25 protein-coding genes are annotated in these 21,409 nt (G+C 38.9%); 14 read left to right on the plus strand and 11 right to left on the minus strand.

The window, feature by feature from the left end; genetic code table 11:
- Positions 1-23 precede the first annotated feature (23 nt).
- Together GS400_RS08320 and lpdA are read left to right on the plus strand one after the other, a co-directional pair.
- Positions 24-1,343 carry a dihydrolipoamide acetyltransferase family protein gene (locus GS400_RS08320; protein ID WP_160100764.1) on the plus strand — a complete coding sequence of 440 codons (1,320 nt, stop codon included), beginning with the start codon at positions 24-26 and terminating at the stop codon, positions 1,341-1,343.
- Positions 1,344-1,346: 3 nt separating this feature from the next.
- Positions 1,347-2,753 (plus strand): dihydrolipoyl dehydrogenase, encoded by a 1,407-nt coding sequence (lpdA, locus tag GS400_RS08325; protein WP_160100766.1) that lies wholly within the window; start codon positions 1,347-1,349, stop codon positions 2,751-2,753.
- Between the two features lie 172 nt (positions 2,754-2,925).
- Here the strand turns inward: lpdA and GS400_RS08330 are convergent, their stop codons facing one another.
- Positions 2,926-3,300, minus strand: coding sequence for a hypothetical protein (locus GS400_RS08330; protein WP_160100768.1), 375 nt, complete (start codon positions 3,298-3,300; stop codon positions 2,926-2,928).
- 159 nt (positions 3,301-3,459) lie between these two features.
- On the opposite strand from GS400_RS08330, the gene GS400_RS08335 reads away from it, so the two are divergent.
- The gene (locus tag GS400_RS08335; RefSeq protein ID WP_160100770.1) at positions 3,460-3,702 is read left to right on the plus strand and encodes a hypothetical protein; all 243 of its coding nucleotides are present in this window, start codon (positions 3,460-3,462) and stop codon (positions 3,700-3,702) included.
- A 39-nt stretch (positions 3,703-3,741) separates the two neighbouring features.
- On the opposite strand, the gene GS400_RS08340 is transcribed toward GS400_RS08335, so the two are convergent.
- Both GS400_RS08340 and GS400_RS08345 read right to left on the minus strand, forming a co-directional pair.
- Entirely contained in the window at positions 3,742-5,286 is a 1,545-nt protein-coding gene (locus GS400_RS08340) for a glycine betaine uptake BCCT transporter (protein WP_160100772.1), read from the minus strand.
- Between the two features lie 68 nt (positions 5,287-5,354).
- The gene (locus GS400_RS08345) at positions 5,355-6,416 is read right to left on the minus strand and encodes an FUSC family protein (RefSeq protein ID WP_160100774.1); all 1,062 of its coding nucleotides are present in this window, start codon (positions 6,414-6,416) and stop codon (positions 5,355-5,357) included.
- Between the two features lie 150 nt (positions 6,417-6,566).
- On the opposite strand from GS400_RS08345, the gene GS400_RS08350 reads away from it, so the two are divergent.
- Positions 6,567-7,484 (plus strand): polysaccharide deacetylase family protein, encoded by a 918-nt coding sequence (locus tag GS400_RS08350; protein WP_160100776.1) that lies wholly within the window; start codon positions 6,567-6,569, stop codon positions 7,482-7,484.
- A gap of 43 nt (positions 7,485-7,527) precedes the next feature.
- On the opposite strand, the gene GS400_RS08355 is transcribed toward GS400_RS08350, so the two are convergent.
- Complete coding sequence (locus GS400_RS08355) at positions 7,528-7,950, minus strand: DUF1885 family protein (RefSeq protein ID WP_201450145.1); 423 nt, start codon at positions 7,948-7,950, stop codon at positions 7,528-7,530.
- A gap of 279 nt (positions 7,951-8,229) precedes the next feature.
- Between GS400_RS08355 and GS400_RS08360 the strand changes: the two genes are divergently transcribed.
- On the plus strand, positions 8,230-8,352 hold the full coding sequence (locus GS400_RS08360; RefSeq protein WP_081672969.1) for a GapA-binding peptide SR1P: 123 nt from the start codon (positions 8,230-8,232) through the stop codon (positions 8,350-8,352).
- 45 nt (positions 8,353-8,397) lie between these two features.
- Here GS400_RS08360 and GS400_RS08365 read toward each other — a convergent pair whose 3' ends face one another.
- Positions 8,398-9,870 (minus strand): aminotransferase class I/II-fold pyridoxal phosphate-dependent enzyme, encoded by a 1,473-nt coding sequence (locus GS400_RS08365; RefSeq protein ID WP_160100778.1) that lies wholly within the window; start codon positions 9,868-9,870, stop codon positions 8,398-8,400.
- Positions 9,871-10,022: 152 nt separating this feature from the next.
- On the opposite strand from GS400_RS08365, the gene GS400_RS08370 reads away from it, so the two are divergent.
- Complete coding sequence (locus tag GS400_RS08370) at positions 10,023-10,982, plus strand: NAD(P)H-dependent flavin oxidoreductase (protein WP_160100780.1); 960 nt, start codon at positions 10,023-10,025, stop codon at positions 10,980-10,982.
- 15 nt (positions 10,983-10,997) lie between these two features.
- Entirely contained in the window at positions 10,998-11,276 is a 279-nt protein-coding gene (locus GS400_RS08375; RefSeq protein ID WP_160100782.1) for a UPF0223 family protein, read from the plus strand.
- Between the two features lie 803 nt (positions 11,277-12,079).
- Here the strand turns inward: GS400_RS08375 and typA are convergent.
- Both typA and GS400_RS08385 read right to left on the minus strand, forming a co-directional pair.
- The gene (gene typA, locus GS400_RS08380) at positions 12,080-13,906 is read right to left on the minus strand and encodes a translational GTPase TypA (protein ID WP_160100784.1); all 1,827 of its coding nucleotides are present in this window, start codon (positions 13,904-13,906) and stop codon (positions 12,080-12,082) included.
- A gap of 197 nt (positions 13,907-14,103) precedes the next feature.
- Complete coding sequence (locus GS400_RS08385) at positions 14,104-14,739, minus strand: YktB family protein (RefSeq protein ID WP_160100786.1); 636 nt, start codon at positions 14,737-14,739, stop codon at positions 14,104-14,106.
- A 204-nt stretch (positions 14,740-14,943) separates the two neighbouring features.
- On the opposite strand from GS400_RS08385, the gene GS400_RS08390 reads away from it, so the two are divergent.
- Complete coding sequence (locus tag GS400_RS08390) at positions 14,944-15,135, plus strand: hypothetical protein (protein WP_160100788.1); 192 nt, start codon at positions 14,944-14,946, stop codon at positions 15,133-15,135.
- Between the two features lie 194 nt (positions 15,136-15,329).
- Positions 15,330-16,130, plus strand: coding sequence for an inositol monophosphatase family protein (locus GS400_RS08395; protein ID WP_160100790.1), 801 nt, complete (start codon positions 15,330-15,332; stop codon positions 16,128-16,130).
- Positions 16,131-16,169: 39 nt separating this feature from the next.
- Here the strand turns inward: GS400_RS08395 and GS400_RS08400 are convergent, their stop codons facing one another.
- Positions 16,170-16,355: a DUF5325 family protein gene (locus tag GS400_RS08400; protein WP_160100792.1), complete on the minus strand. Its 186-nt coding sequence runs from the start codon at positions 16,353-16,355 to the stop codon at positions 16,170-16,172.
- A gap of 150 nt (positions 16,356-16,505) precedes the next feature.
- Here GS400_RS08400 and GS400_RS08405 point away from each other — a divergent pair, with 150 nt between their 5' ends.
- The gene (locus GS400_RS08405) at positions 16,506-16,838 is read left to right on the plus strand and encodes a YlaH-like family protein (RefSeq protein WP_160100794.1); all 333 of its coding nucleotides are present in this window, start codon (positions 16,506-16,508) and stop codon (positions 16,836-16,838) included.
- Positions 16,839-16,853: 15 nt separating this feature from the next.
- Entirely contained in the window at positions 16,854-17,138 is a 285-nt protein-coding gene (locus GS400_RS08410; protein ID WP_160100796.1) for a hypothetical protein, read from the plus strand.
- Between the two features lie 41 nt (positions 17,139-17,179).
- On the opposite strand, the gene GS400_RS08415 is transcribed toward GS400_RS08410, so the two are convergent.
- Positions 17,180-17,386: a YlaI family protein gene (locus tag GS400_RS08415; RefSeq protein ID WP_027446497.1), complete on the minus strand. Its 207-nt coding sequence runs from the start codon at positions 17,384-17,386 to the stop codon at positions 17,180-17,182.
- A gap of 393 nt (positions 17,387-17,779) precedes the next feature.
- Between GS400_RS08415 and GS400_RS08420 the strand changes: the two genes are divergently transcribed.
- Entirely contained in the window at positions 17,780-17,938 is a 159-nt protein-coding gene (locus tag GS400_RS08420) for a hypothetical protein (RefSeq protein WP_160100798.1), read from the plus strand.
- A 392-nt stretch (positions 17,939-18,330) separates the two neighbouring features.
- A complete protein-coding gene (locus GS400_RS08425) occupies positions 18,331-18,636 on the plus strand; it encodes a hypothetical protein (protein WP_160100800.1) in 306 nt (101 codons plus the stop codon).
- 44 nt (positions 18,637-18,680) lie between these two features.
- On the opposite strand, the gene GS400_RS08430 is transcribed toward GS400_RS08425, so the two are convergent.
- On the minus strand, positions 18,681-19,277 hold the full coding sequence (locus GS400_RS08430) for a YhcN/YlaJ family sporulation lipoprotein (RefSeq protein WP_160100802.1): 597 nt from the start codon (positions 19,275-19,277) through the stop codon (positions 18,681-18,683).
- A gap of 123 nt (positions 19,278-19,400) precedes the next feature.
- Here GS400_RS08430 and GS400_RS08435 point away from each other — a divergent pair, with 123 nt between their 5' ends.
- Positions 19,401-20,729 (plus strand): PhoH family protein, encoded by a 1,329-nt coding sequence (locus GS400_RS08435; protein ID WP_160100804.1) that lies wholly within the window; start codon positions 19,401-19,403, stop codon positions 20,727-20,729.
- Positions 20,730-20,840: 111 nt separating this feature from the next.
- On the opposite strand, the gene GS400_RS08440 is transcribed toward GS400_RS08435, so the two are convergent.
- Positions 20,841-21,332 carry a hypothetical protein gene (locus tag GS400_RS08440; RefSeq protein ID WP_160100806.1) on the minus strand — a complete coding sequence of 164 codons (492 nt, stop codon included), beginning with the start codon at positions 21,330-21,332 and terminating at the stop codon, positions 20,841-20,843.
- Positions 21,333-21,409 lie beyond the last annotated feature (77 nt).

Consider the following 21,409-nt stretch of genomic DNA (forward strand, 5'->3'; position numbering starts at 1 on the left):
ACCAACGATAGGAGGTAATTGTTGTGGCTTACAATTTTAAGCTGCCGGATATCGGTGAAGGTATCCACGAAGGTGAAATCGCGAAATGGTTTGTAAAAGAAGGCGATGAAGTAAAAGAAGACGACGTTCTTTGTGAAGTACAAAACGATAAAGCTGTTGTAGAAATCCCATCTGCTGTAGAAGGTACAGTACAAAAGCTTCATGTAGGTGAAGGAGAAGTTGCGACAGTTGGTACGACAATTATTACATTAGACGCTCCTGGTTACGAAGGTAACGATGAAGAAGAGGATGCAGGCGAAGAAGAAGAAGCATCTCAAGAAGAGTCTAAACAAGAAGAGTCTAAAGATGATTCTCAAGAAAAAGCAGATCAGAAGCAAGAGCCTGCTGCTAAGCAACAGGATGATGCTGAAGCTGATGACAAGCTTGTTATCGCTATGCCATCTGTTCGTAAATACGCTCGTGAAAATGGCGTAAACATTAATCAGGTATCAGGCACAGGCAAGAATGGCCGTGTATTAAAAGATGATATCGATGCTTACCTAAATGGTGATACTCAAGCTGCTGAGCAAACAGAACAGCAAGCTGAAGAAACACCAGCACAAGAGGAAGCTACACAACAACAAGCAGCTCCACAAGGTCAATACCCTGAGACTCGTGAGAAGATGAGCGGTATGCGTAAGGCTATTGCTAAAGCAATGTCTAACTCTAAGCAAACAGCTCCTCACGTAACACTTATGGATGAAGTTGACGTTACTGAACTTGTTGCACACCGTAAGAAGTTCAAACAAGCAGCTGCAGATCAAGACATCAAGCTAACGTATCTTCCATACGTAGTACGTGCATTAGTTTCTACACTGAAGAAGTATCCAATCTTGAACACTTCTCTAGATGATGAAACACAAGAGATTGTTCATAAGCATTACTACAACATCGGTATTGCTGCTGACACAGACAAAGGTCTAGTCGTACCAGTTGTTAAAGATGCTGACCGTAAGTCTATTTTCGATATCTCTTCTGAAATTAATGAATTGGCAGGAAAAGCTCGTGATGGTAAACTAACTTCAGAGGAGATGAAAGGCGCTTCTTGCACAATCACAAACATTGGTTCTGCAGGTGGACAGTGGTTCACACCAGTTATCAACCACCCAGAAGTTGCGATCCTTGGTATCGGCCGTATCGCAGAAAAGCCAGTTGTGCGTGATGGAGAAGTTGTCGTTGCTCCGGTTCTTGCAATTTCCCTAAGCTTTGACCATCGTCTAATTGATGGTGCAACAGCTCAACATGCTATGAACCAAATTAAACGTTTACTGAACGATCCACAATTAATTATGATGGAGGCGTAACGTATGGTAGTAGGAGATTTTCCAATTGAACTAGACACACTTGTTGTTGGTGCGGGACCTGGTGGCTACGTAGCTGCAATCCGTGCTGCACAAGAAGGTCAAAACGTAACAATTGTCGACAAAGGGAACCTTGGTGGCGTGTGCCTTAACGTCGGATGTATCCCATCTAAAGCGTTAATTCAAGCGGGTCACCGTTATGAGCACGCTCAAGGTGCAGACGACATGGGTATTCAAACAGAGAACGTATCCATTGACTTTTCCAAGACACAAGAATGGAAAGGCCAAGTTGTTAACAAACTTACTGGCGGTGTTGAAAGCCTTCTTAAGGGGAACAAAGTAGACATCGTTAAAGGTGAAGTATATTTCGTAGACAAAAACACTGTAAAAGTTATGGATGAGAAAAACTCTCAGACATACACGTTCAACAACTGTATTATCGGAACAGGTTCTCGCCCAATTGAACTTCCGAACTTCAAGTACTCTGATCGTGTAATTAACTCTACTGGTGCGCTAAACCTTAGTGAAATTCCAGAGAAGATGGTTGTAATCGGTGGCGGTTATATCGGTACTGAACTTGGTACTGCATACGCGAACTTCGGTACAGAAGTAACAATCCTTGAAGGTCAAGAAGACATTTTATTAGGTTTTGAAAAACAAATGCGTCAGCTTGTTAAGAAGAAGCTTAAGAAAAAAGGCGTTAACGTTGTAACAAACGCTATGGCTCAAGGTGTTGAAGAAAAAGAAGACGGCGTAACTGTAACGTATGAAGCTAAAGGTGAATCACAAACAATTGATGCTGACTACGTACTTGTAACAGTGGGGCGTAAGCCAAACACAGATGAGCTTGGTCTTGAGCAAGTAGGTGTTGAAATGTCTGACAAAGGTCTTATCCAAATCGATAAGCAATGTCGTACAAACATCGATAACATCTATGCAATTGGTGATATCGTTGATGGACCTCCACTAGCTCACAAAGCATCTTATGAAGGTAAGATTGCTGCAGAGGCTATCAGTGGACATGCATCTGAAATCGACTACCTTGGCATCCCAGCAGTTGTATTCTCTGAACCTGAGCTTGCAACAGTTGGTCACACTGAGGAAAGTGCGAAAGAAGCAGGTTTCGATGTGAAAGCAGCTAAGTTCCCATTTGCAGCTAATGGTCGTGCACTATCTCTTAACGAAACTGAAGGCTTCTTGAAGCTTGTTACTCGTAAAGAAGATGGTGTAGTACTTGGTGGTCAAATCGCTGGTGCAAATGCTAGTGACATGATTGCTGAGGTTGGTCTTGCAATCGAATCTGGTATGACAGCTGAAGATCTTGCCCTAACTATCCATGCTCACCCTTCACTTGGTGAGATTACAATGGAAGCTGCAGAAGTAGCTCTTGGCAAACCAATTCACACTGTTTAATAATGATTGAAAAATCCCCTAAGTGTTTTTAAGCCACTTAGGGGATTTTTAATAGGTTGATGATCGAAGTGAGGAAAGTAGTAAGAAGGTCATTTCAACATAAACATTGCGGTGATTATAATCAAAAACCAAGGAGACACCTGGGGGAAGGGTGTGTCCTTGGTTTTTTAGCTTAATACGAAATATTCTCTTGTAATATCTTTAAAATATCCTGCTTACTCCGCTTTCCTTTAATCGAAGCAATGGTTTTACCATTCTGTTGAATAATGAGGGCAGGATATTGAGATATATCAGGAAAATCTTGAGTATTGTTTCCTTTTTGAGTTAAGGAAATGTCACTTAACTGTTCAGGATATTTGAGCTTTAACTCAAGGATCGCATCAATATATTCCTTTTCTGATTCTTCGTTATTTTTTTCGGATAATAAGAGGATCTCATAATTAGAAGGGTTCATTTGATAAATATTCACGGAACCTGCTTGTTGGGCTGAGCATGAGCCAGTTAATAATACTAAAGCAAATGCTAAGGGAAGCCATTTCATGTGCATACAGAGCTCCACCTACCTAAATCTTATGTTTGTCTTATTGTATCAAACAAAACCTTGAAATCAGGCTTTGTTATTGAAATGTTACAAAAATGAAAAATACTCGTTTAATGTTGTTCATATAATGAAATAAAGCACGTCCATAAAGGTAGGAGAGCTACAATGAAATATTTGTTGTTGTATAATGGTTTAGGCGTTTTGTGGAGTCTATATTTACTTGTGATTCATGTATCGAAGAAAGATCATTGGTCATTTCAAGCTATATTGTTCTGTCTCTCGTTTATGTTATTCGTGAGGTTGTTAAGAAAGTACTCTTTTTCTACAGGGCAGGCATGTACTCATTTGATCATTAGTTTTGCTGCGATATATGGCGGTCATTGGCTGTTTACATGGCTCGTGTATTAAAAAAACCTTGATCAATCAGTGATTGATCAAGGTTTTTTATTAATCATTTTCTTTTGGTTTCCGTTTTTGACGTGTTAACGGATATTTTCTTCCCTCTTCTTGGAATGATTTAAGTAAAGAGAAAACCATTAAGATCATAAGCATCGTAAATGGGAAAGCGGCTATAATCGAAGCTGTTTGGAGAGCTCCTAGTCCACCTTGCCAAATAAGGATAGCTGCTGCAGAAGATTGTACAAGTCCCCAAATGAATTTTACCTGGTTAGGTGGGTGTAAGCTTCCGTTTGTCGTTTGCATCCCTAATACAAATGTAGCGGAGTCTGCTGATGTAATAAAGAATGTGGAGATGAGCAATATGGCGATAAATGACATAATCCCGCCTAACGGCATGTTCTCCAATACGCTGAATAAAGCTACTTCAGAACCATGTTCACTTACTAATTGATTGATATTTGTACCTTCAAAATATTCTAAGTGCATAGCAGTTCCTCCGAAAACAGAGAACCATAAACCACCAAAGATCGTTGGAACTAATAGTACACCAAGAATGAACTCTCGTACTGTACGCCCTTTTGATACACGTGCAATAAATGTTCCAACAAATGGAGCCCAGGCAATCCACCATGCCCAATAGAATACGGTCCAATCTTGGGTCCAAGAGCTTTGTTCAAATGGACTCAACTTAAAACTCATTAGAGGAAGGTTTTGAACATAACTTCCAAGTGTTGTTGTAAATAAGTCCATAATGAAGTTTGTCGGCCCTACGAACAAAAGAAAGACCATTAGACCAATTGCGAGAACGATGTTTGTGTTACTTAGATATTTAATCCCTTTATTTAATCCCGTTTGAGCTGAAATCATATACAGGAAGGTAACTATTAAAATGATGATAAGCTGAAGGGTAAACGTATCAGCTAATCCATCAAACATATAGGCTACTCCACCTGAGATTTGTTTAGCCCCAAATCCTAAGGAAGTGGCCACTCCAAAAATAGTGGCAAAAACAGCGATAAAATCAACTAAAGTTCCAATACCACCACTTGTTCTTTCTTCACCCAACAATGGGGTTAAGATCGAACTTATTAAACCTGGTGCTTCCTTTCTAAACTGAAAATAGGCTATTGCAAGAGCAATTATTGCGTAAATCCCCCAGGGGTGGAGACCCCAGTGGAAAAAGCTATACCGTAATGCTTCACGGGCTGCGTTTGCTGTCTCAGGATCGGAAGTAGGTGGATTGTAATAATGAGAAATAGGTTCAGCTGCTCCCCAGAAAATCAATCCAATACCCATACCTGCACTAAATAACATCGCAAACCAGGTTAAATAAGAGTATTCTGGTTTATCTCCTTCTTTACCAAGAACAATATTTCCATATTTCGAAAAAATTAAGAACAAGGCAAAGATTAAAAATCCTGTTGCGGATAATAAGTAAAACCAACCAAACTTGTTGACTAAAAACTGTTGTACTTTCCCTGTTACAGTGTCTAAATTGTAATCTGGTAATACTTCTTTAGGGATGATACCCCAAATAATGAAAATGATAGCCACAACAAGAGAAAGGAAAAATACCTTCGTTACACTTTTCATGATGACTCCATTCCTTTCTGAATTTCATGTAGTTTCAATCATGCGCTTTGTAACGAGGTTTTCCGACATTACGATTTACATTCGATGAGATGGTATCGATCCTTAGATATGTCACGAAGCTCTTCTAACACATCATGGAGACAGAGCAACTCATAGATCACAATCGTTTGCGGAGGGAAGTGATGGCGATATTTGGTTGTATGTTCGATGTGGTCTTCCTTCCAGTGCCAAAATTCCTCGTCCAATTGCTCAATGCGCTGAAAATGTTCATTTGATATTTCATGTGATGGTGTTCTTAATATTTCCGCGATCGAAGAAATGATACTCTTTATTAAGGTTTTTTCTTCATGCGTAAACGCATTTTGTTCTAATTGAACGTATTGCAGGTTTCCTAGGTGATAAGTAATTTGCTGCAACATATTTAGTTTCTTTTGAGCATACTGGAAGGCTTTCATTTCTTTCGTAGAGTGACGATGATATTGCCACTCTTCACGTTGGAATTGGGACAGTTGATACGTTTTCTCTAACTGAAATGTAAGTTGTCGATAAGCTTTTTGCATCGATTTCACTTTAGGATTGTCAGCGTCTACTAATTTTGGAAATGTGCACTCTAAAATATCCGCAGCTTCATGATATAGGTTGCGAACGTTTTGAAAAATTCTTTCCGAGTAATTAGGTGGAAGTAAGACGTAATTGACTAAAGTTGAAACGACGATCCCGATAGATGTGGTGCCTAATCGAATAAAAAATGATGCAATATAATGGCTATCAAAATTCGGAATCATCGCAACAGCAGTTAACGTTGCAACTAGAATTCCATCGTAAAGCTTTAATTTATTACATATAGCAATGGTTAGCGTTGCTGCTAATGCATAGGTGATTGCAGTTTTACCAAGGGTTGCAAAAGAGGTTACTGCAATGAATGCACCGATAGCAGAAGCAGGAAACCTTACAACCGCTTTTTTAATGGAATCAGCTGCTGTGTTCTCAACTGTTACAATTGCCGTTATCACGGCAAAGATTACGGGTAAGTCAAACAATAAACATATAAAAGAAGTGATAAGTACAGAAACCCCAGTCTTTAGGGTTCGTCCCCCAAATAGTTGGAGGTTTTTTAACGCAGATAACATAATCCTCACCTTTATCATTTTTATAGGAAGTTAAATAGTCCTAATTTTTATTGTATAGAAAAAATTTGTTAAAAACCAATAGGATAAGAGACTTTTCTCTTATATAATAAATGTAACATCAAGTACATACCAGATCAGGAGGAACTTTACATGAAAAAATGGGGAAGCTTTGTATTATTATCTTTAATCTTGTTGTTAACCGCTTGCAGTCAATCTGAAACAACCAGCAACACAAAGCAAGATAACAATGACCAAAATTCAACAGAACAAGAAAATCAACAAGAAGAAAATGGTCAGAACACTAGTCAAGATAACAATACAGAAGGTTCAGAGCAAGAGGGTCAAGAGACAGAACAAAAGGAAAATGAAAAAAGTGACAAACAAGATCAAAAAGATAAGGAAGAATCAGATAAAGAAGAAGTAAAAGAACCGAAATATAAAGTGACAGGGAATTGGAGTATTAAACCAATTGGTGATGCTAATGAAAAAGTTGTACTTCTAACCATTGATGATACCCCTGATAAAAACGGACTTGAAATGGCAAAAACCCTAAAAGAATTAAATGCGCCAGCCATCTTTTTTGTGAATGGACATTTTATTAACACCGAAGAAGAAAAGGAAACGTTAAAGAAAATCCATGAGATGGGCTTTGCAATCGGAAATCATACGATGAATCACAAAGCTTTAAAATCAAATGGTAACCCAATAGCTGAAGACATCCAAAAGGAGCAAATCTTAGGTTTAAGCGATTTAATTGAGGAAGTAATAGGAGAGCGACCGAAGTTTTTCCGTGCTCCACATGGCTTAAACACGGACTATTCTATGGAGTTAGCTAAACAAGAGAAAATGGCAGTCATGAACTGGTCATACGGTTATGATTGGAATCAAAAGTATATGAGTGAGGATGCCATTGCTGATATTATGGTGAACACTCCTTATCTAAGTAATGGTTCTAACCTTCTTATGCATGACCGTGAGTGGACTGCAAAAGCCTTGGACGATATTGTGAAAGGTTTGCGTGAAAAAGGTTATGAATTAGTTGATCCGGAAGAGATTAAGACACCATAATCGTTAAAAGGAGCTTGAATATTCAAGCTCCTTTTTTTAACGTTTATTTTCTTTTATAGAAGTACATAACTCTTTCATTAAACAAATGCAATTCCCCCTGTAATTGCTTCGCTAAAAACTTTCCCATCTCATTTCCTTTACCAACATCACCCTGACTAGCGCTATCGGGGAGGGTGATTTGAATATATGGAGTTTCTCCGTTATCTTTAAGTGATTTTTGGCTAACACCCATTAATAAATAGCGATATTTTGGATCGTTACCACGTAGAATTAAGTAATGACCGTTTTCATCTTGTTTTTCTTCAATATCATATGGGAATGCTCGTTGATCATAAGGCCAACCTAACTGTTTCCCTGTCTTCGATGTAATATCAATATAATAAGTAAGTAATTCTTTAACCTGCTCGATGGATATGTCTTGTTGCTTACTGTTCTCTACCAAATAAACAAAAGCATGTTTGCCCACTATATCCAACTCCTATCACGTATCGTACGTTCATCGTAGCATGAACTTGTCCGATAGCCAATAAAATTTTCCGTATTGTACCAATCATTGTATGATGGAAAATGTGAAGTATGTTACGAAAATAGAGGTTTTACTTCATGAGTCAGTGGAAATATAAGTATAACAAAAAAATTAATTGTGTCACACTAATTTATGGTTGAATAATTTAGTATGACACATTATAATTAAATTATATTGAAAGCGTTATCAAAAAAACACTTAAAGGGAGTTGAATCAACGATGGGTACAATTATTTGTCAAGACTGTCAGCGTGTGATCGAACATTTTGAAGATGAGAAGGTCTCAACTCTTTATGGAAACTGCTGCTCCAGCTGTAAAAGTAAAAACAAACATAAAGCATAAAAGAAAAAGCTAACCAGCCGAGGCTGCGTTAGCTTTTTTTAGTTATCATCTAAATGCACGATGCTCTTTAATTACTTTTATATGTTCTAATGTTTCGTCCTCTGGGCCTTGTACAGGTAAACCGGCATCTAAATTCTTGTAGATATACTGAATGTTTTCATCGGTGATGATTTCTCCAGGTAGGAAGATTGGAATACCAGGAGGGTAAACCATTACAAACTCGGCACTAATTCTCCCTGCAGCATCTTTCATTGGAATCAGTTCCGTCTCAGAATAGAAAGCATCTCTAGGAGACAATGAAAGTAAAGGTATCTCAGGAACTTCTACAAGAATAGGTTGGGACTCTTGATCTTGTTCTTGGTGAGCTTCAGATAGTTCTCTAAGAGCATTGACTAACAAGGATGTCTGTTCCTCTGAGTCTCCAGGTGTAATAATACATAAAATGTTATATAAGTCTGATAGTTCTACTTCAATATTGTAATGTTCACGAAGCCAGAGCTCGACATCATACCCTGTAATACCAAGGTGCTTGACAGATACAATGATTTTCGTTGGATCATAGTCGTAAGTTGCTTTTGTCCCTAGGATTTCGTCTCCTACACAATAAAGGTGAGGGATTTTATTTATCGCATTACGTGTGCGACGTGCTAATTGAATCGTTTCTTCTAAGATCTCTTCACCTTTAGTAGCTAAATGCATTCGAGCTACGTCTAAAGAAGCTAATAGAATATAGGAAGTAGACGTTGTTGTTAGCATTGAAAGAACAGTCTGCACACGTTCATGAGATATTAGCTCGCCTCTCATATTTAAAACGGAACTTTGTGTTAAAGAACCTCCAAGTTTATGAACACTGGTGGCAGCAATGTCTGCTCCTGCTTGCATAGCTGATAGGGGCAGGTCACCATGGAAGTGAATATGAACACCGTGTGCTTCATCCACTAATACAGGTATATCATAAGAGTGAGATATATCCACTATACGCTTTAAATCAGCTGATATCCCGAAATATGTGGGGTTGATGACCAATACCCCTTTTGCATCAGGATGAGCTTCTAAGGCCTTCTCAACAGCGTCTGGTGTGATGCCGTGTGATATCCCTAATGTATCGTCTAATTCGGGGTGAATGAAAATTGGCGTTGCTCCTGAGAAGATAATTGCTGCTGTAACAGATTTATGTACGTTACGAGGCACAATGATTTTGTCTCCAGGTGAGCATACCGCCATAATCATCGTCATAATTGCTCCACTCGTTCCTTGAACGGAAAAGAAGGTGTAGTCAGCTCCAAATGCTTCAGCAGCTAATTGCTGTGCTTCTTTTATCATCCCGTGTGGATGGTGCAGGTCATCAAGTGGACTTATATTAATTAAATCAATTGATAAAGCATTGTCTCCAATAAAATTACGAAAAGATGCATCCATACCAAGTCCTTTTTTATGGCCAGGAATATGAAATTGGACAGGCTGTTTGGATGCGTGATTTAAAAGCCCTGTATATAAGGGCGTGTTTTGTTGTGTCAAAGAAACACCTCGTTTTTCTATATATCGCTTCATAAAACATAGAAATTATAGCAGAAGCGCATCGTTCTGGCTAGCTTTTCATAACAATATGTCAGAGATTTTTGGTAGGATATAAGTAGATATTATGCTAGGGGAGAGAGGAGAGGGTTTGAATGTCATATCAAACACGTGTAACAGATCTATTAGGAATTCAATATCCCATTATACAGGGAGGCTTAGCGTACTTAGCTTATGCAGATCTCGCAGCAGCTGTTTCTAACGCTGGTGGCTTAGGTCAAATAACGGCAATGAGTTTAGATAGTCCAGAAAAGCTACGTGAAGAAATACATAAAGTAAAAAAACTCACAAATCAACCTTTTGGTGTAAACTATGCTATTGGCCAGCATGGGAGACCATTTGAGGATATGGTACAAGTGGCGATTGACGAAGAGGTTCCGGTTATTTCCGTAACAGGTGGGAATCCGAAGCCAGTTCTAGATATGGTAAAAGACTATCCAATAAAAACCTTAATCCTTGTTGCTGCCAAGAGACAAGCAGTAAAAGCAGAAGAACTTGGTGCTGACGCAGTTATGGTTGTTGGACAAGAGGGTGGAGGACATCTTGGACGTGGAGATATTGGCACTTTTGTTTTAACGCCACAAGTTGTAGATGCTGTTGATATTCCTGTTATTTCTTCAGGTGGAATAGGAGATGGGCGAGGTTTTATGGCTGCACTAGCTCTTGGTGCTGAAGGAATAGAGATGGGGACGAGGTTTATTGCGACAAAAGAGTGTAAGCATGCCCATGAAGCTTATCAACAAGCGTTATTACAAGGTGATGAGCAATCTACTGTAGTCATTAAACGATCCCTAGGAACACCTGCTAGAGCGATTAAAAACCCATGGACGGATAAAATTCTTGAATTAGAAAAAGACGCTCCTGGTTATGACGTGTTAAAATCGTATATCAGCGGGCAAGCAAACAAACGCTATATTTATGAAGGACAGGATGAGCAAGGTTTTGGCTGGGCAGGTCAGATTTTAGGTCGAATCAACGATATCCCGTCCGTAGCTGAACTATTTAACCGGATGATTCAAGAAGCGGATGATATTCGGAACAAATGGTCAACGTGAGAGGAGATTATTGAAATGAGTTCAAATTACAACTATCCCTTAGATACAGAATATTGGTCTACAGAAGAAATTATTGATGTTGTTAACTTTTATCACTTAGTGGAACAAGCCTATGAAAAAGGGGTGAAACAAGACGACCTCATGTTAGCTTATAAACGGTTTAAGCAGATTGTTCCTTCTAAAAGTGAGGAGAAGAAACTAGGCTCTCAATTTGAAGAAGAGTCTGGTTATTCCATTTATCGTGTAATGAAAGAAGCTCGCAATGCTTCTTCTGGTCAAAAGGTAAAAATGTAAGAGAGCAGCAAAACCTGTGATAGGTTTTGCTGTTTTTTTATAAGTTTTATTCAGTTATATGGCAGTAATCTGGAATAACTGTTTTAGTGAGAGAGGCGGTTCCGTTGCTATTGTGGAGTGCGGTGGGCTTGGGAACGGGTTGCTTTCCCCGGACGAACGATCGAGCCTCCTCATCCGCTACGCTTCTTGCGGGGTCTCGCTCGCCCGTTTTTCCGGAGGAGTCAACCCGTTCCCAAGCCCACCTTAGCCGAATGGTGATTAACGGAACCGCAGCGATAATGTGAGGAAATGCTTGCGGACATTTGTTCCGCTATTTCACCTTAAAATGGTTTTTCTTAAGAGTTTACGGACATTCATTCCGCTAATTGCTGCAAATCACCTTAATAAAGAGCAATCTGTCACAAATAAGGTACCATATGTCCGTAAGGTTTAGAACTCACACACTAGAGTCCGTTATTCTCCATAAACGCAAAGGGGGGAAGGAAACGGCAAACTCCAGTGGTAGAAAGGGCAGATGAGACCCTACAGAGAACGGAGTGAACGAGGAGGCTCAAAGTAAACAAGGAAGATCGACTAAGACCGCCACATCGTGTGGCAACGTCGACCTACCCCACGTCGTGTGAGGCAACAGGAGTATTGCCGTTTCACTGACCCCCCTTACTCTCATACAAGCAACGGACTCCTCCGAACCTATATCTCGAATCCAAGTCTTCAACATAAGGGGGCTTTAATGGAATAAGAGTTTAAAAACTAATTAAAAAAACCGCCCAGAGCACTAGGCTCTGAGCGGTTGAAATGTTTGCTTATTTATTTTTCTTCTTGTCAGCTCTCTCGCGTTCGCTCTTGTTAAGGATTTGCTTACGTAGGCGAACGTTTTCTGGTGTTACTTCACAGAACTCGTCATCATCAAGGTACTGAATCGCTTCTTCAAGCGTCATCTTACGTGTACCTTTGATTGTGTTTGTCTGATCTTTCGTAGCAGAACGGACGTTTGTTAGGTGTTTTTCTTTTGTGATGTTAACAGTTAAGTCATTTTCACGGTTGTGCTCACCAACAATCATGCCTGCGTAAACTTCTGTGGTTGGCTCTACGAAGATTGTTCCGCGATCTTCTAATTGCATGATTCCATAAGTGGAAGCTTTACCATTCTCAAGTGCCACAAGTACACCACGACGTCGGCCACCTACAGTACCTTCAACAACAGGCTCATAACCATCGAATGTGTGGTTGATGATACCGTAACCACGGGTTTGAGACATGAACTCTGTCGCATAACCAATTAGGCCGCGGGAAGGTACTTTGAATTCTAAACGAACTTGGCCATTACCATCGTTCATCATGTCGACCATTTCACCTTTACGATAACCAAGGGATTCCATAACTGTACCTTGATAATCCTCTGGAACGTCGATTTGAACGCGCTCAACTGGTTCACACTTCACGCCATCGATCTCTTTAATGATAACTTGCGGCTTAGAAAGCTGAAGTTCAAAACCTTCACGGCGCATGTTTTCAATCAAGATAGAAAGGTGAAGCTCTCCGCGTCCACTTACGATCCATTTATCTGGAGACTCAGTCTCTTCAACACGTAAACTTACATCCGTTTCAAGCTGAGTTAATAAACGTTCTTCAATTTTACGTGCTGTGATGAATTTACCTTCTTTACCAGCAAAAGGACTGTTATTAACAAGGAATGTCATCTGAAGTGTTGGCTCATCAATACGTGGGATAGGAAGAGCTTCTTGATGATCAACAGGTGTAACTGTTTCACCAACGTTAATGCCTTCCATACCAGCTATTGCTACAATGTCTCCAGCTTTAGCTTCTTGAATTTCAATACGTTTAAGACCGATAAATCCGAATAACTTCGAAATTCTAAAGTTTTGTACGGAACCATCTTTCTTCATAAGGGCTACTTGTTGTCCGACGCTAATTGAGCCTCTAAACACACGTCCAATACCAATACGTCCAACATATTCGTTGTAATCAAGTAGAGTGATTTGGAATTGAAGCGGGTCTTCAGCGTTATCAATAGGGCCAGGGATATGGTCAAGAATTGTTGTGAAGATTGGATCCATTGTTTCATTTTGTTCTTCAGGTTCATGACCGGAAGTACCTTGAAGGGCGGATGCATAGACAACAGGGAATTCGCACTGGTCATCGTCCGCTCCTAGTTCAATGAATAAGTCCAATACTTCGTCTACCACTTCTTCTGGACGGGCATTCGGACGGTCAATTTTGTTTAGCACAACAACAGGTGTTAATTTTTGCTCTAAAGCTTTCTTAAGCACAAAGCGTGTTTGTGGCATACAGCCTTCATATGCATCTACTACAAGCAAAACACCATCAACCATTTTCATAATACGCTCAACTTCACCACCGAAGTCGGCGTGACCTGGTGTGTCAAGAATGTTGATGTGTGTGTCGTTGTACGAGATTGCTGTGTTTTTCGCTAAAATCGTAATACCTCGTTCTTTTTCGAGGTCGTTGGAGTCCATTGCGCGGTCATCAACATGCTCGTTGTCACGGAATGTACCAGAATGGTGAAGCATCTGGTCTACTAGAGTTGTTTTGCCGTGGTCAACGTGAGCGATGATGGCAATGTTTCGAAGATCCTGTCTAACGTTCATTAATATATACTCTCCTCTGTTTTCGAAATCGCGTTCGCTTCTGAACTTGACTATTATAACATAAATAGGAATCCTAAACGCTACTTACCATCAATCACCATAACAAATTTACATAACTTTGTCGAAAATGCAGAAAGGAAGAGAGAAAAAAGAGCATAAAAAAACTCCTACCACATACGTCATGGTAGGAGTTTTTCTTAATCAATTTCTTTTGTTAAACGATATAGATATTCTAAAGTTTTAAACGTTTCTTCACATTTATTGATGAATGCATCACGATCTTCTAAAATCACATCGTTTCGATCAATGTGAATCCCACAGAGGATTTCAGCTTTTTTTACATTTTGTAATCTGTCGACAAGTTGTTGGAAATCTTCCTTTGAAAGATCCTTATGTGGAATGCCCTCAGGCTTTGTGTGATCTTTTGACCATACGAAATCAGCAGGGATATGGTCGATCACTTCTTCCTTGTGCTTATCTAATACTCTCGCGTAATCTTCTTTTATTGGACTCTCATAAATCATAGCAAACCAAAGGAAAACGTGACTTTCCCACATGCCAATTTGGAAATGAGGAAGCTTCTTATATCCTCGTTTGTTGCTAGCTAATGCTGCCCAAGTATCATTAGGAGGATTTGTTTTACGTCTTGCGTGTTTTGCAACGTGAACATGCATCTCATCTCCAGTTAAGGAAGTTATGTAAGGAGCAAGTTCTTCTGCGATTGCTTCTAACTTAGGGGAAACATTTGATTTAAGAGCATCCATTCGATTCTCTAAACCTTCTATAGTAAATACATCAAAATCTTCTTGTGTAAAACCATTAAAAGTAGCCACTTCATTAAACTCCTTTCGCACTTGTCGAATATTCGATATTTTTCTTTTCAAAGTTTATCACATCTATAGGTTAAAACCCAATTAACCAAACTGAGGTTTGAAATATGACAAAATGGGATAAATAAAAGTAAGCAAACAATTGATTAGAACATGTTCTGAGTCACTATATAAACTACTAGATACTCTCAAAAGGAGTTGACAAAAATGAAACGTGTCATTGATGCTTTACATGAAAGAGAAGTGATGGAAAGATTACCTGTTGTACGTATGGAAATAGATTATGAATTAATGATGTTACATGAAGCTATGAAAAACGAAGATGAAGAGCAAAAAGCACAATCAAAAGAACGATTAGAAAAACTTCGCAATGAATTGTTACAGTTAAATGTGTCTTAAAAAGAAAAGTAACATAGTTGATCAAAAGGTCTTTGTACTATAATTTTGAAATCCTGCCCGATTTAGTGGTAGGATTTCTTTATTTTAAAAAGATAAACTCATGGAACGTGAACAACTGGAAAGGGTAAGAGATGAAGATCATTTAGGTTTTTGATACGATAAAGGATGAACCACAAGAGAAGGAGCCTATATAGATGACTGATGCAAATATACAAAACATATATGACCAAGCAAAAAGATGGGTTCTAGAAGCAGGAGAGCGATTGCGAACGAAAATGCATCAACCTCTTGTAATAGAAACAAAATCGGATGCTAATGACCTTGTAACAGAAATGGACCAGGAAACAGAACGATTTTTTGCTGAACATATTCGAACTACATTTCCTAAGCACCGTGTTTTAGGAGAAGAGGGTTTTGGAGATGAAGTGAGTGATCTAGATGGGACTGTATGGATTGTCGATCCCATTGATGGCACTATGAATTTTGTCCACCAAAAACAAAACTTTGCTATCTCCGTAGGAATTTATCAGGACGGCGTGGGTGTTATTGGGTTAATATATGATGTTATGGCTGATTGTCTTTATCATGCTATTAAGGATCAAGGTGCTTATAAAAATGATGAAAAGTTAGACAAATTAAAAGAGGTACAACTTGATAGCTCCATCCTTTGTTTAAATAGCTTCTGGGCTATTGAAAATAGGCGTGTTCATGAAGCTGGGACGCAAGCATTGGTAAGAAAAGTTCGTGGTACAAGATCGTATGGCTCAGCTGCACTTGAATTTGCGTATGTCGCAGAAGGGAGTATTGATGCTTATATCACCATGCGTCTTGCTCCTTGGGATATTGCAGCAGGAGTAATCCTTGTGAATGAAGTAGGCGGCGTAACTACCCAGGCTGACGGAAGTGCTTTAGACATGGTAGGTAAAAATTCTATAATTACCGGTAATCCATCTATCCATAGCGAAATTATCGATGATTATATTAAATTGAAGTAAAAAAATTCTACCACTGGTTTAGGTGGTAGAATTTTTTTATTAGTTACTTTGAGACATTCTACGTTTACGTTTTTTGGTGAAGCCAAAGCCCATAACTGTAAAGCCTAATAACAAAATAACAAAAGACCATATGTAAGCTTTATAACTGATGGCTACGGCAACGAGCATAAAGCAAAAGACAGCAAGGATTGCTAATAAGAGCATGGGTACGTCGATCTTTTTCATCATGTCACCTCATTGAAATAGTTATATTTAGTGTATCGTATATTTTCAAATTTGAAAATGTACATGAGAAATAGGGTGGCAGGATATACATAGATTTAGTATCATGAAAAGAGATGATTAAGCACTCTAGAAGGTTTAGGAGGAACACCTATGAGCGTAGCAGATTCGCCTATTACAAGTTATCTTTTTCGAAATGTTAACTTAAATGATGAAAGTGATGTTGGACAAGCCATTCGAGCAGCAATAATTCTCTATTTTATTATTCTAGCTCTAGCTATCGTTACATATAAATTAGGGTTCGCAAAAAAATTACCTGTATTAAAATCAGCAGTAATCTATGTAGTCCTCGCATTAGGTTGTATGATGCTAACGGTATTAGCCATATTTGGTTTACCAATTGCAGAAGGATTGATGGTATCATCTCTAATTTTAGGGATTTATCGCTTCAGGCTTCATAATGAGCGTAAGGACACAGAAGCATAAGGGGGAGGTTGTTAGATGCGTTCTATGCAGGATGCAGTTTACAATTGGCTTTCTATCCAGATTGTAGCGGATGAACGCCCACGTGATCGTTCCGCGGTTGATACAGCAACGTTTTTTTGGGATATGCTTCAGAAAGATCACCAAATAAAAGATGTTGATGTTAAGAAACTTGAAGATATGTACTTCGTGACATGTCATACATCGACCGAAAAGAGGGAATTTAGATTTCCGCTCGAGTTAATTGACTGCATGAATCACACCATCAAGAACGAACCTCACAAATTTCAAAACTATGAATAAAAGGCTGTCCTATATAGGACAGCCTTGTTTTTTGCTCTATTTTAGCTTAATAAATGATCTTCTTTTTCTGGTTGACGATACATTTTAAAATTGCCAGTAGCATGGCGAGCTCTAGTTTTTTCAGCAATTCGCTCATTGCAGCTTGTACACATGAATGTATGAATTCTACGGTTTCTCATACGTTTAGCTTGCAAAGAGTTACTGTCAATATTTTGAGCTGTATCACAAATAACACATTTTACGCGCATGTATATTCACCTCATTTTATCTCTCTTTGCTATACGATTATAACATGAGCTGCTTCAGGATTCGAATGTTTATTCGGTTTTAAATTCATAAAATTCTTACTTTAAGGATTTTGTGAAAATTTTTATTGAACAATCTGGTGGAATAACTGTTTTAGTTAGAGAGGCGGTTCCGTTGCTATTGTGGAATGCGGTGGGGTTGGGAACGGGTTGCTTTCCCCGGACGAACGATCGAGCCTCCTCATACGCTACGCTTCTTGCGGGGTCTCGCTCGCCCGTTTTTCCGGAGGAGTCAACCCGTTCCCAACCCCACCTTAGCCGAATGGAGATTAACGGAACCGCAGCGATATGAAGAGGTAATGCTTACGGACATTTGATCCGCTATTTCACCTTAAAGTGGTTTTTCTAAAGAGTTTACGGACATTCATTCCGCTAATTGCTGCAAATCACCTTAATAAAGAGCAATCTGTCACAAATAAGGTACCATATGTCCGTAACGAACCTCGAAATACCTTTAAAGTTCAAAATAAAGGAACAGATGTCCGTAAGGGTTAGAGCTCAAATAACTAGGGTCCGTTAACCTCCATAAACGCAAAGGGGTGAAGGAAACGACTCCAGTGGTAGCAAAGGGCTGACGAGATCCCGCAGGAACGAAGTGACGAGGAGGCTTAAAGTAAACAAGGAAGATCGACTAAGACCGCCACATCGTGTGGCAACGTCGACCTACCCCACGTCGTGTGGGGCAACAGGAGGCTTGCCGTTTCAATGAACCACTTACTCTTTTCCGGCAACGGACCTCCACTGCACATTATCTCGAAACCAAGTCTTCCACATAAGGGGGCTATAATGGAAAAGAGGTACATGAATTTGGATATGTTTTACTTGAATATGTTTTATTTCGTGAGTATCGGGAATGGATAAATAAGAATGACAGAAAGGATGATTTCATGAAAAAGCGTTGGATTTATTCAGGCGTAGGAGCAATCGGAGCAGGTGCCCTTACGTATTTGCTTAAAGATGAAAAACGTCGTACAGACCTGAAAGATAAGGCTAAGTCATTCACAGACAACATTCGTGAAAGCTTGCAAAAAGATGATAATAGTGACCTTCCTGTTGAAAAAGCAGGTGTACCTGAAGTTGATCATACTGAAAATACGAAGATGGTTGATGAAGGTTCTCAATTTGGAGTTCAATACTATAATAAAATTCAAGAAGAAGAAGCAGAGAAGATTCAAGACAAACAAAACGCCTAGATCCTTAATTGGATCTACGGCGTTTTTTTACTTCTTGATAAAACTTAAGGTCTGTTATTTTTATAATTGTTAGACTGGTCGTTCTGCATTTGATCTAAGTCTTGTTCTTGTTGCTCAGGAATCGTCTTTTTATTTTGATCTCCTTCAGAAGGTCTGTTTTCTCGAACAGGAACTTCTGGCATGTAGCGTCCTACGATAGCAGCTAGTTCATCTGTAATGCCCTGGATAGGATAACCTTGGCGCATTTTTCGTCCCATAGCTTTAATTCGCTCAAATCCATCTGCATCAGCAATGACTACAGCGTTTTTCCCATAAGGGTCTTTTTTTAATGCTTCCGCAACTGAGTATTTAATTGAACCTACCCGGGAACGATCAAGGTCTTTATCCACATCAATACCTACTACGACATAAGGTCCTGCAATAACAGCAGTGGCACGATTTACATCTGGAACTTCTCGAGCCACAGAAGCTAAGTGTTTTGCTCTTTTATTCCCACGCATATTTTTATCTTTCGGAACAGGATCAGAATCTTTCACTTCAATAGTAGGGGATTTATTTTCTTGTTCTGGAAGGGCCTCTTCCTCTTGGTTTTGACAAGCCACAAGCCCTGTTAAAACAATTGCTAGGATGAAAAGTCGCATCATTTTGCCTCCTTTTATTTGTTCATATATTTTGAAGTTCGTCTAACTTTATACACTCGAGCATATAGATATATCAGGAAGCCATGCCAAACAATGTAGACTAATGACTCAGGAGGCGGCTTAATGAAAAAATTTTATGTGCTGGATACAAACGTATTATTACAAGATCCGAGGTCGATCTATACGTTTGAAAATCATGAAGTTGTAATCCCCGCAGTTGTTCTGGAAGAAGTGGATTCGAAAAAAAGAAATATGGATGAAATCGGACGTAATGCAAGAGAAGTTTCAAGGATCATGGATAAGCTTAGAGTTCAAGGAAAGCTCCATGAAGGGGTAAGGTTAGAAAGTGGTGGAATCCTTCGTGTTGAATTGAATCACAAGTCTTTCTCTAAGCTTGAAGAAGTTTTTTTGGAACGCACGAATGACAACAGGATTTTAGCAGTCGCATTAAATTTGCATCTTGAAGAATCAAATAAGAAAGCGGGCAGGGAAGTAATTCTAGTATCAAAAGATATGCTAATGCGTATTAAGGCAGATTCACTTGGCTTAATTGCTGAAGATTTTTTAAGCGAAAGGGCTGTACACGAAGATTCCATTTATAACGGCTTTAAAGAGTTATATGTAAATGAGGATGAAATCAATTTATTTTTTCAAACAGGTGAATTGGATTTACAACAACTTCTTATGGACTCATTAAAATCAAATGAATTTATTATCTTAAAAAATAGAACAAATCCGTCTCATTCAGCTATTGGAATGGTTCGACATAAAGATGGGCTATTGCAGAAATGTCGCTTTCAAAACGAACAAGCTTGGGGGATACGTCCTCGGAATGCACAACAGGTAATGGCGTTAGAGCTCCTATTACGAAAAGATATTCCTTTAGTCACAATGGTAGGTAAAGCAGGTACAGGGAAAACGTTGTTAGCATTAGCAGCAGGACTTATGCAGATAGAAGATTTTGGGTTATACAAAAAGTTACTTGTGGCACGACCCGTTGTTCCAATGGGGAAAGATTTAGGCTACTTACCTGGTGAGAAAGAAGAAAAATTACGTCCATGGATGCAGCCAATATATGATAATCTTGAGTATTTATTTGATGTAAAGAAACCAGGGGAGTTAGATGATATTTTGTCCGGAATAGGATCAATCCAGGTTGAAGCTCTCACGTACATAAGAGGGAGGAGCATCCCGGATCAGTTAATCTTAATTGATGAAGCTCAGAATTTAACGAAGCATGAAGTGAAAACTATTCTAACCCGTATTGGAGAAGGAAGTAAAATTGTCCTTTTAGGAGATCCGCATCAGATTGATCACCCTTATCTAGACGAATTCAACAATGGACTCATACACGTAGTTGAAAAGTTCAAAGATCAGAAATTGAGTGGACATATAAAGCTTGTAAAAGGAGAGCGTTCACCATTAGCGCAGCTAGCTGCAGATTTTTTATAAGTAGTGGATTGACTTAAAATATGAAAGAAAAAAATCAGGCCAATGCGCCTGATTTTTTCTTGGTTAATAATCTAAATAAAAGGATGTTCCTGACTGATTCTGTTTAATTTTTCATTCCACTATAATCTTCTTAACACCTTTAATTGGTTGTTCTTGATTAGAACCGTCTCCGAAATAAATGTGTACAGGACCTTCTTCCTGTATTGGTTTTCCATCAACAGCAAATAATAATTGGGCATTCTGAAGTTGGTCAACAGTTATGCTGTGTTTGCCGTTAATTGTTTCCAACGTAACACCGCTTGCGTTATCATGAAGTTGAGCATTTCCTAAAAAGTGATGGATGGGCATCACAAAAGTACCATCTAAAATTTGTTTCTTTTCAAATGTTGAAATGCTTTTATTGATAGGAGGATTTAATTTTTGCTGATACACTTCTCTGTCCCAAATTTGAGAAGCTTTGCGAATGTCATCCTCATCATTATTTTCTTGTTCAGAAGCGGATGTGAACGCTTCCTCAAAAGATACTTTACGATCGTCAAAAATCCATACAGTTGGATCTAATGTGATCGGATGTTGTACATTACCCGTTAATTGAATAATCATGGTTTGCCACCTTCCACTATGTAAAAAGAATCTACACACAGTATATCGAATATTGACGATACATGCATTAAGGAGGA

Origin of the sequence: Pontibacillus sp. HMF3514 (assembly GCF_009858175.1) — a bacterium.
Classification (GTDB): Bacteria; Bacillota; Bacilli; order Bacillales; family BH030062; genus Pontibacillus.

Coding starts and splice junctions, on each gene's coding strand:
- lpdA (WP_160100766.1), top strand. CDS start 1,347: ATGGTAGTAGGAGATTTTCCAATTGAACTAGACACACTTGTTGTTGGT.
- GS400_RS08330 (WP_160100768.1), bottom strand. CDS start 3,300: ATGCACATGAAATGGCTTCCCTTAGCATTTGCTTTAGTATTATTAACT.
- GS400_RS08335 (WP_160100770.1), top strand. CDS start 3,460: ATGAAATATTTGTTGTTGTATAATGGTTTAGGCGTTTTGTGGAGTCTA.
- GS400_RS08340 (WP_160100772.1), bottom strand. CDS start 5,286: ATGAAAAGTGTAACGAAGGTATTTTTCCTTTCTCTTGTTGTGGCTATC.
- GS400_RS08345 (WP_160100774.1), bottom strand. CDS start 6,416: ATGTTATCTGCGTTAAAAAACCTCCAACTATTTGGGGGACGAACCCTA.
- GS400_RS08350 (WP_160100776.1), top strand. CDS start 6,567: ATGAAAAAATGGGGAAGCTTTGTATTATTATCTTTAATCTTGTTGTTA.
- GS400_RS08360 (WP_081672969.1), top strand. CDS start 8,230: ATGGGTACAATTATTTGTCAAGACTGTCAGCGTGTGATCGAACATTTT.
- GS400_RS08370 (WP_160100780.1), top strand. CDS start 10,023: ATGTCATATCAAACACGTGTAACAGATCTATTAGGAATTCAATATCCC.
- GS400_RS08375 (WP_160100782.1), top strand. CDS start 10,998: ATGAGTTCAAATTACAACTATCCCTTAGATACAGAATATTGGTCTACA.
- typA (WP_160100784.1), bottom strand. CDS start 13,906: ATGAACGTTAGACAGGATCTTCGAAACATTGCCATCATCGCTCACGTT.
- GS400_RS08390 (WP_160100788.1), top strand. CDS start 14,944: ATGAAACGTGTCATTGATGCTTTACATGAAAGAGAAGTGATGGAAAGA.
- GS400_RS08395 (WP_160100790.1), top strand. CDS start 15,330: ATGACTGATGCAAATATACAAAACATATATGACCAAGCAAAAAGATGG.
- GS400_RS08400 (WP_160100792.1), bottom strand. CDS start 16,355: ATGAAAAAGATCGACGTACCCATGCTCTTATTAGCAATCCTTGCTGTC.
- GS400_RS08405 (WP_160100794.1), top strand. CDS start 16,506: ATGAGCGTAGCAGATTCGCCTATTACAAGTTATCTTTTTCGAAATGTT.
- GS400_RS08410 (WP_160100796.1), top strand. CDS start 16,854: ATGCGTTCTATGCAGGATGCAGTTTACAATTGGCTTTCTATCCAGATT.
- GS400_RS08415 (WP_027446497.1), bottom strand. CDS start 17,386: ATGCGCGTAAAATGTGTTATTTGTGATACAGCTCAAAATATTGACAGT.
- GS400_RS08425 (WP_160100800.1), top strand. CDS start 18,331: ATGAAAAAGCGTTGGATTTATTCAGGCGTAGGAGCAATCGGAGCAGGT.
- GS400_RS08430 (WP_160100802.1), bottom strand. CDS start 19,277: ATGCGACTTTTCATCCTAGCAATTGTTTTAACAGGGCTTGTGGCTTGT.
- GS400_RS08435 (WP_160100804.1), top strand. CDS start 19,401: ATGAAAAAATTTTATGTGCTGGATACAAACGTATTATTACAAGATCCG.
- GS400_RS08440 (WP_160100806.1), bottom strand. CDS start 21,332: ATGATTATTCAATTAACGGGTAATGTACAACATCCGATCACATTAGAT.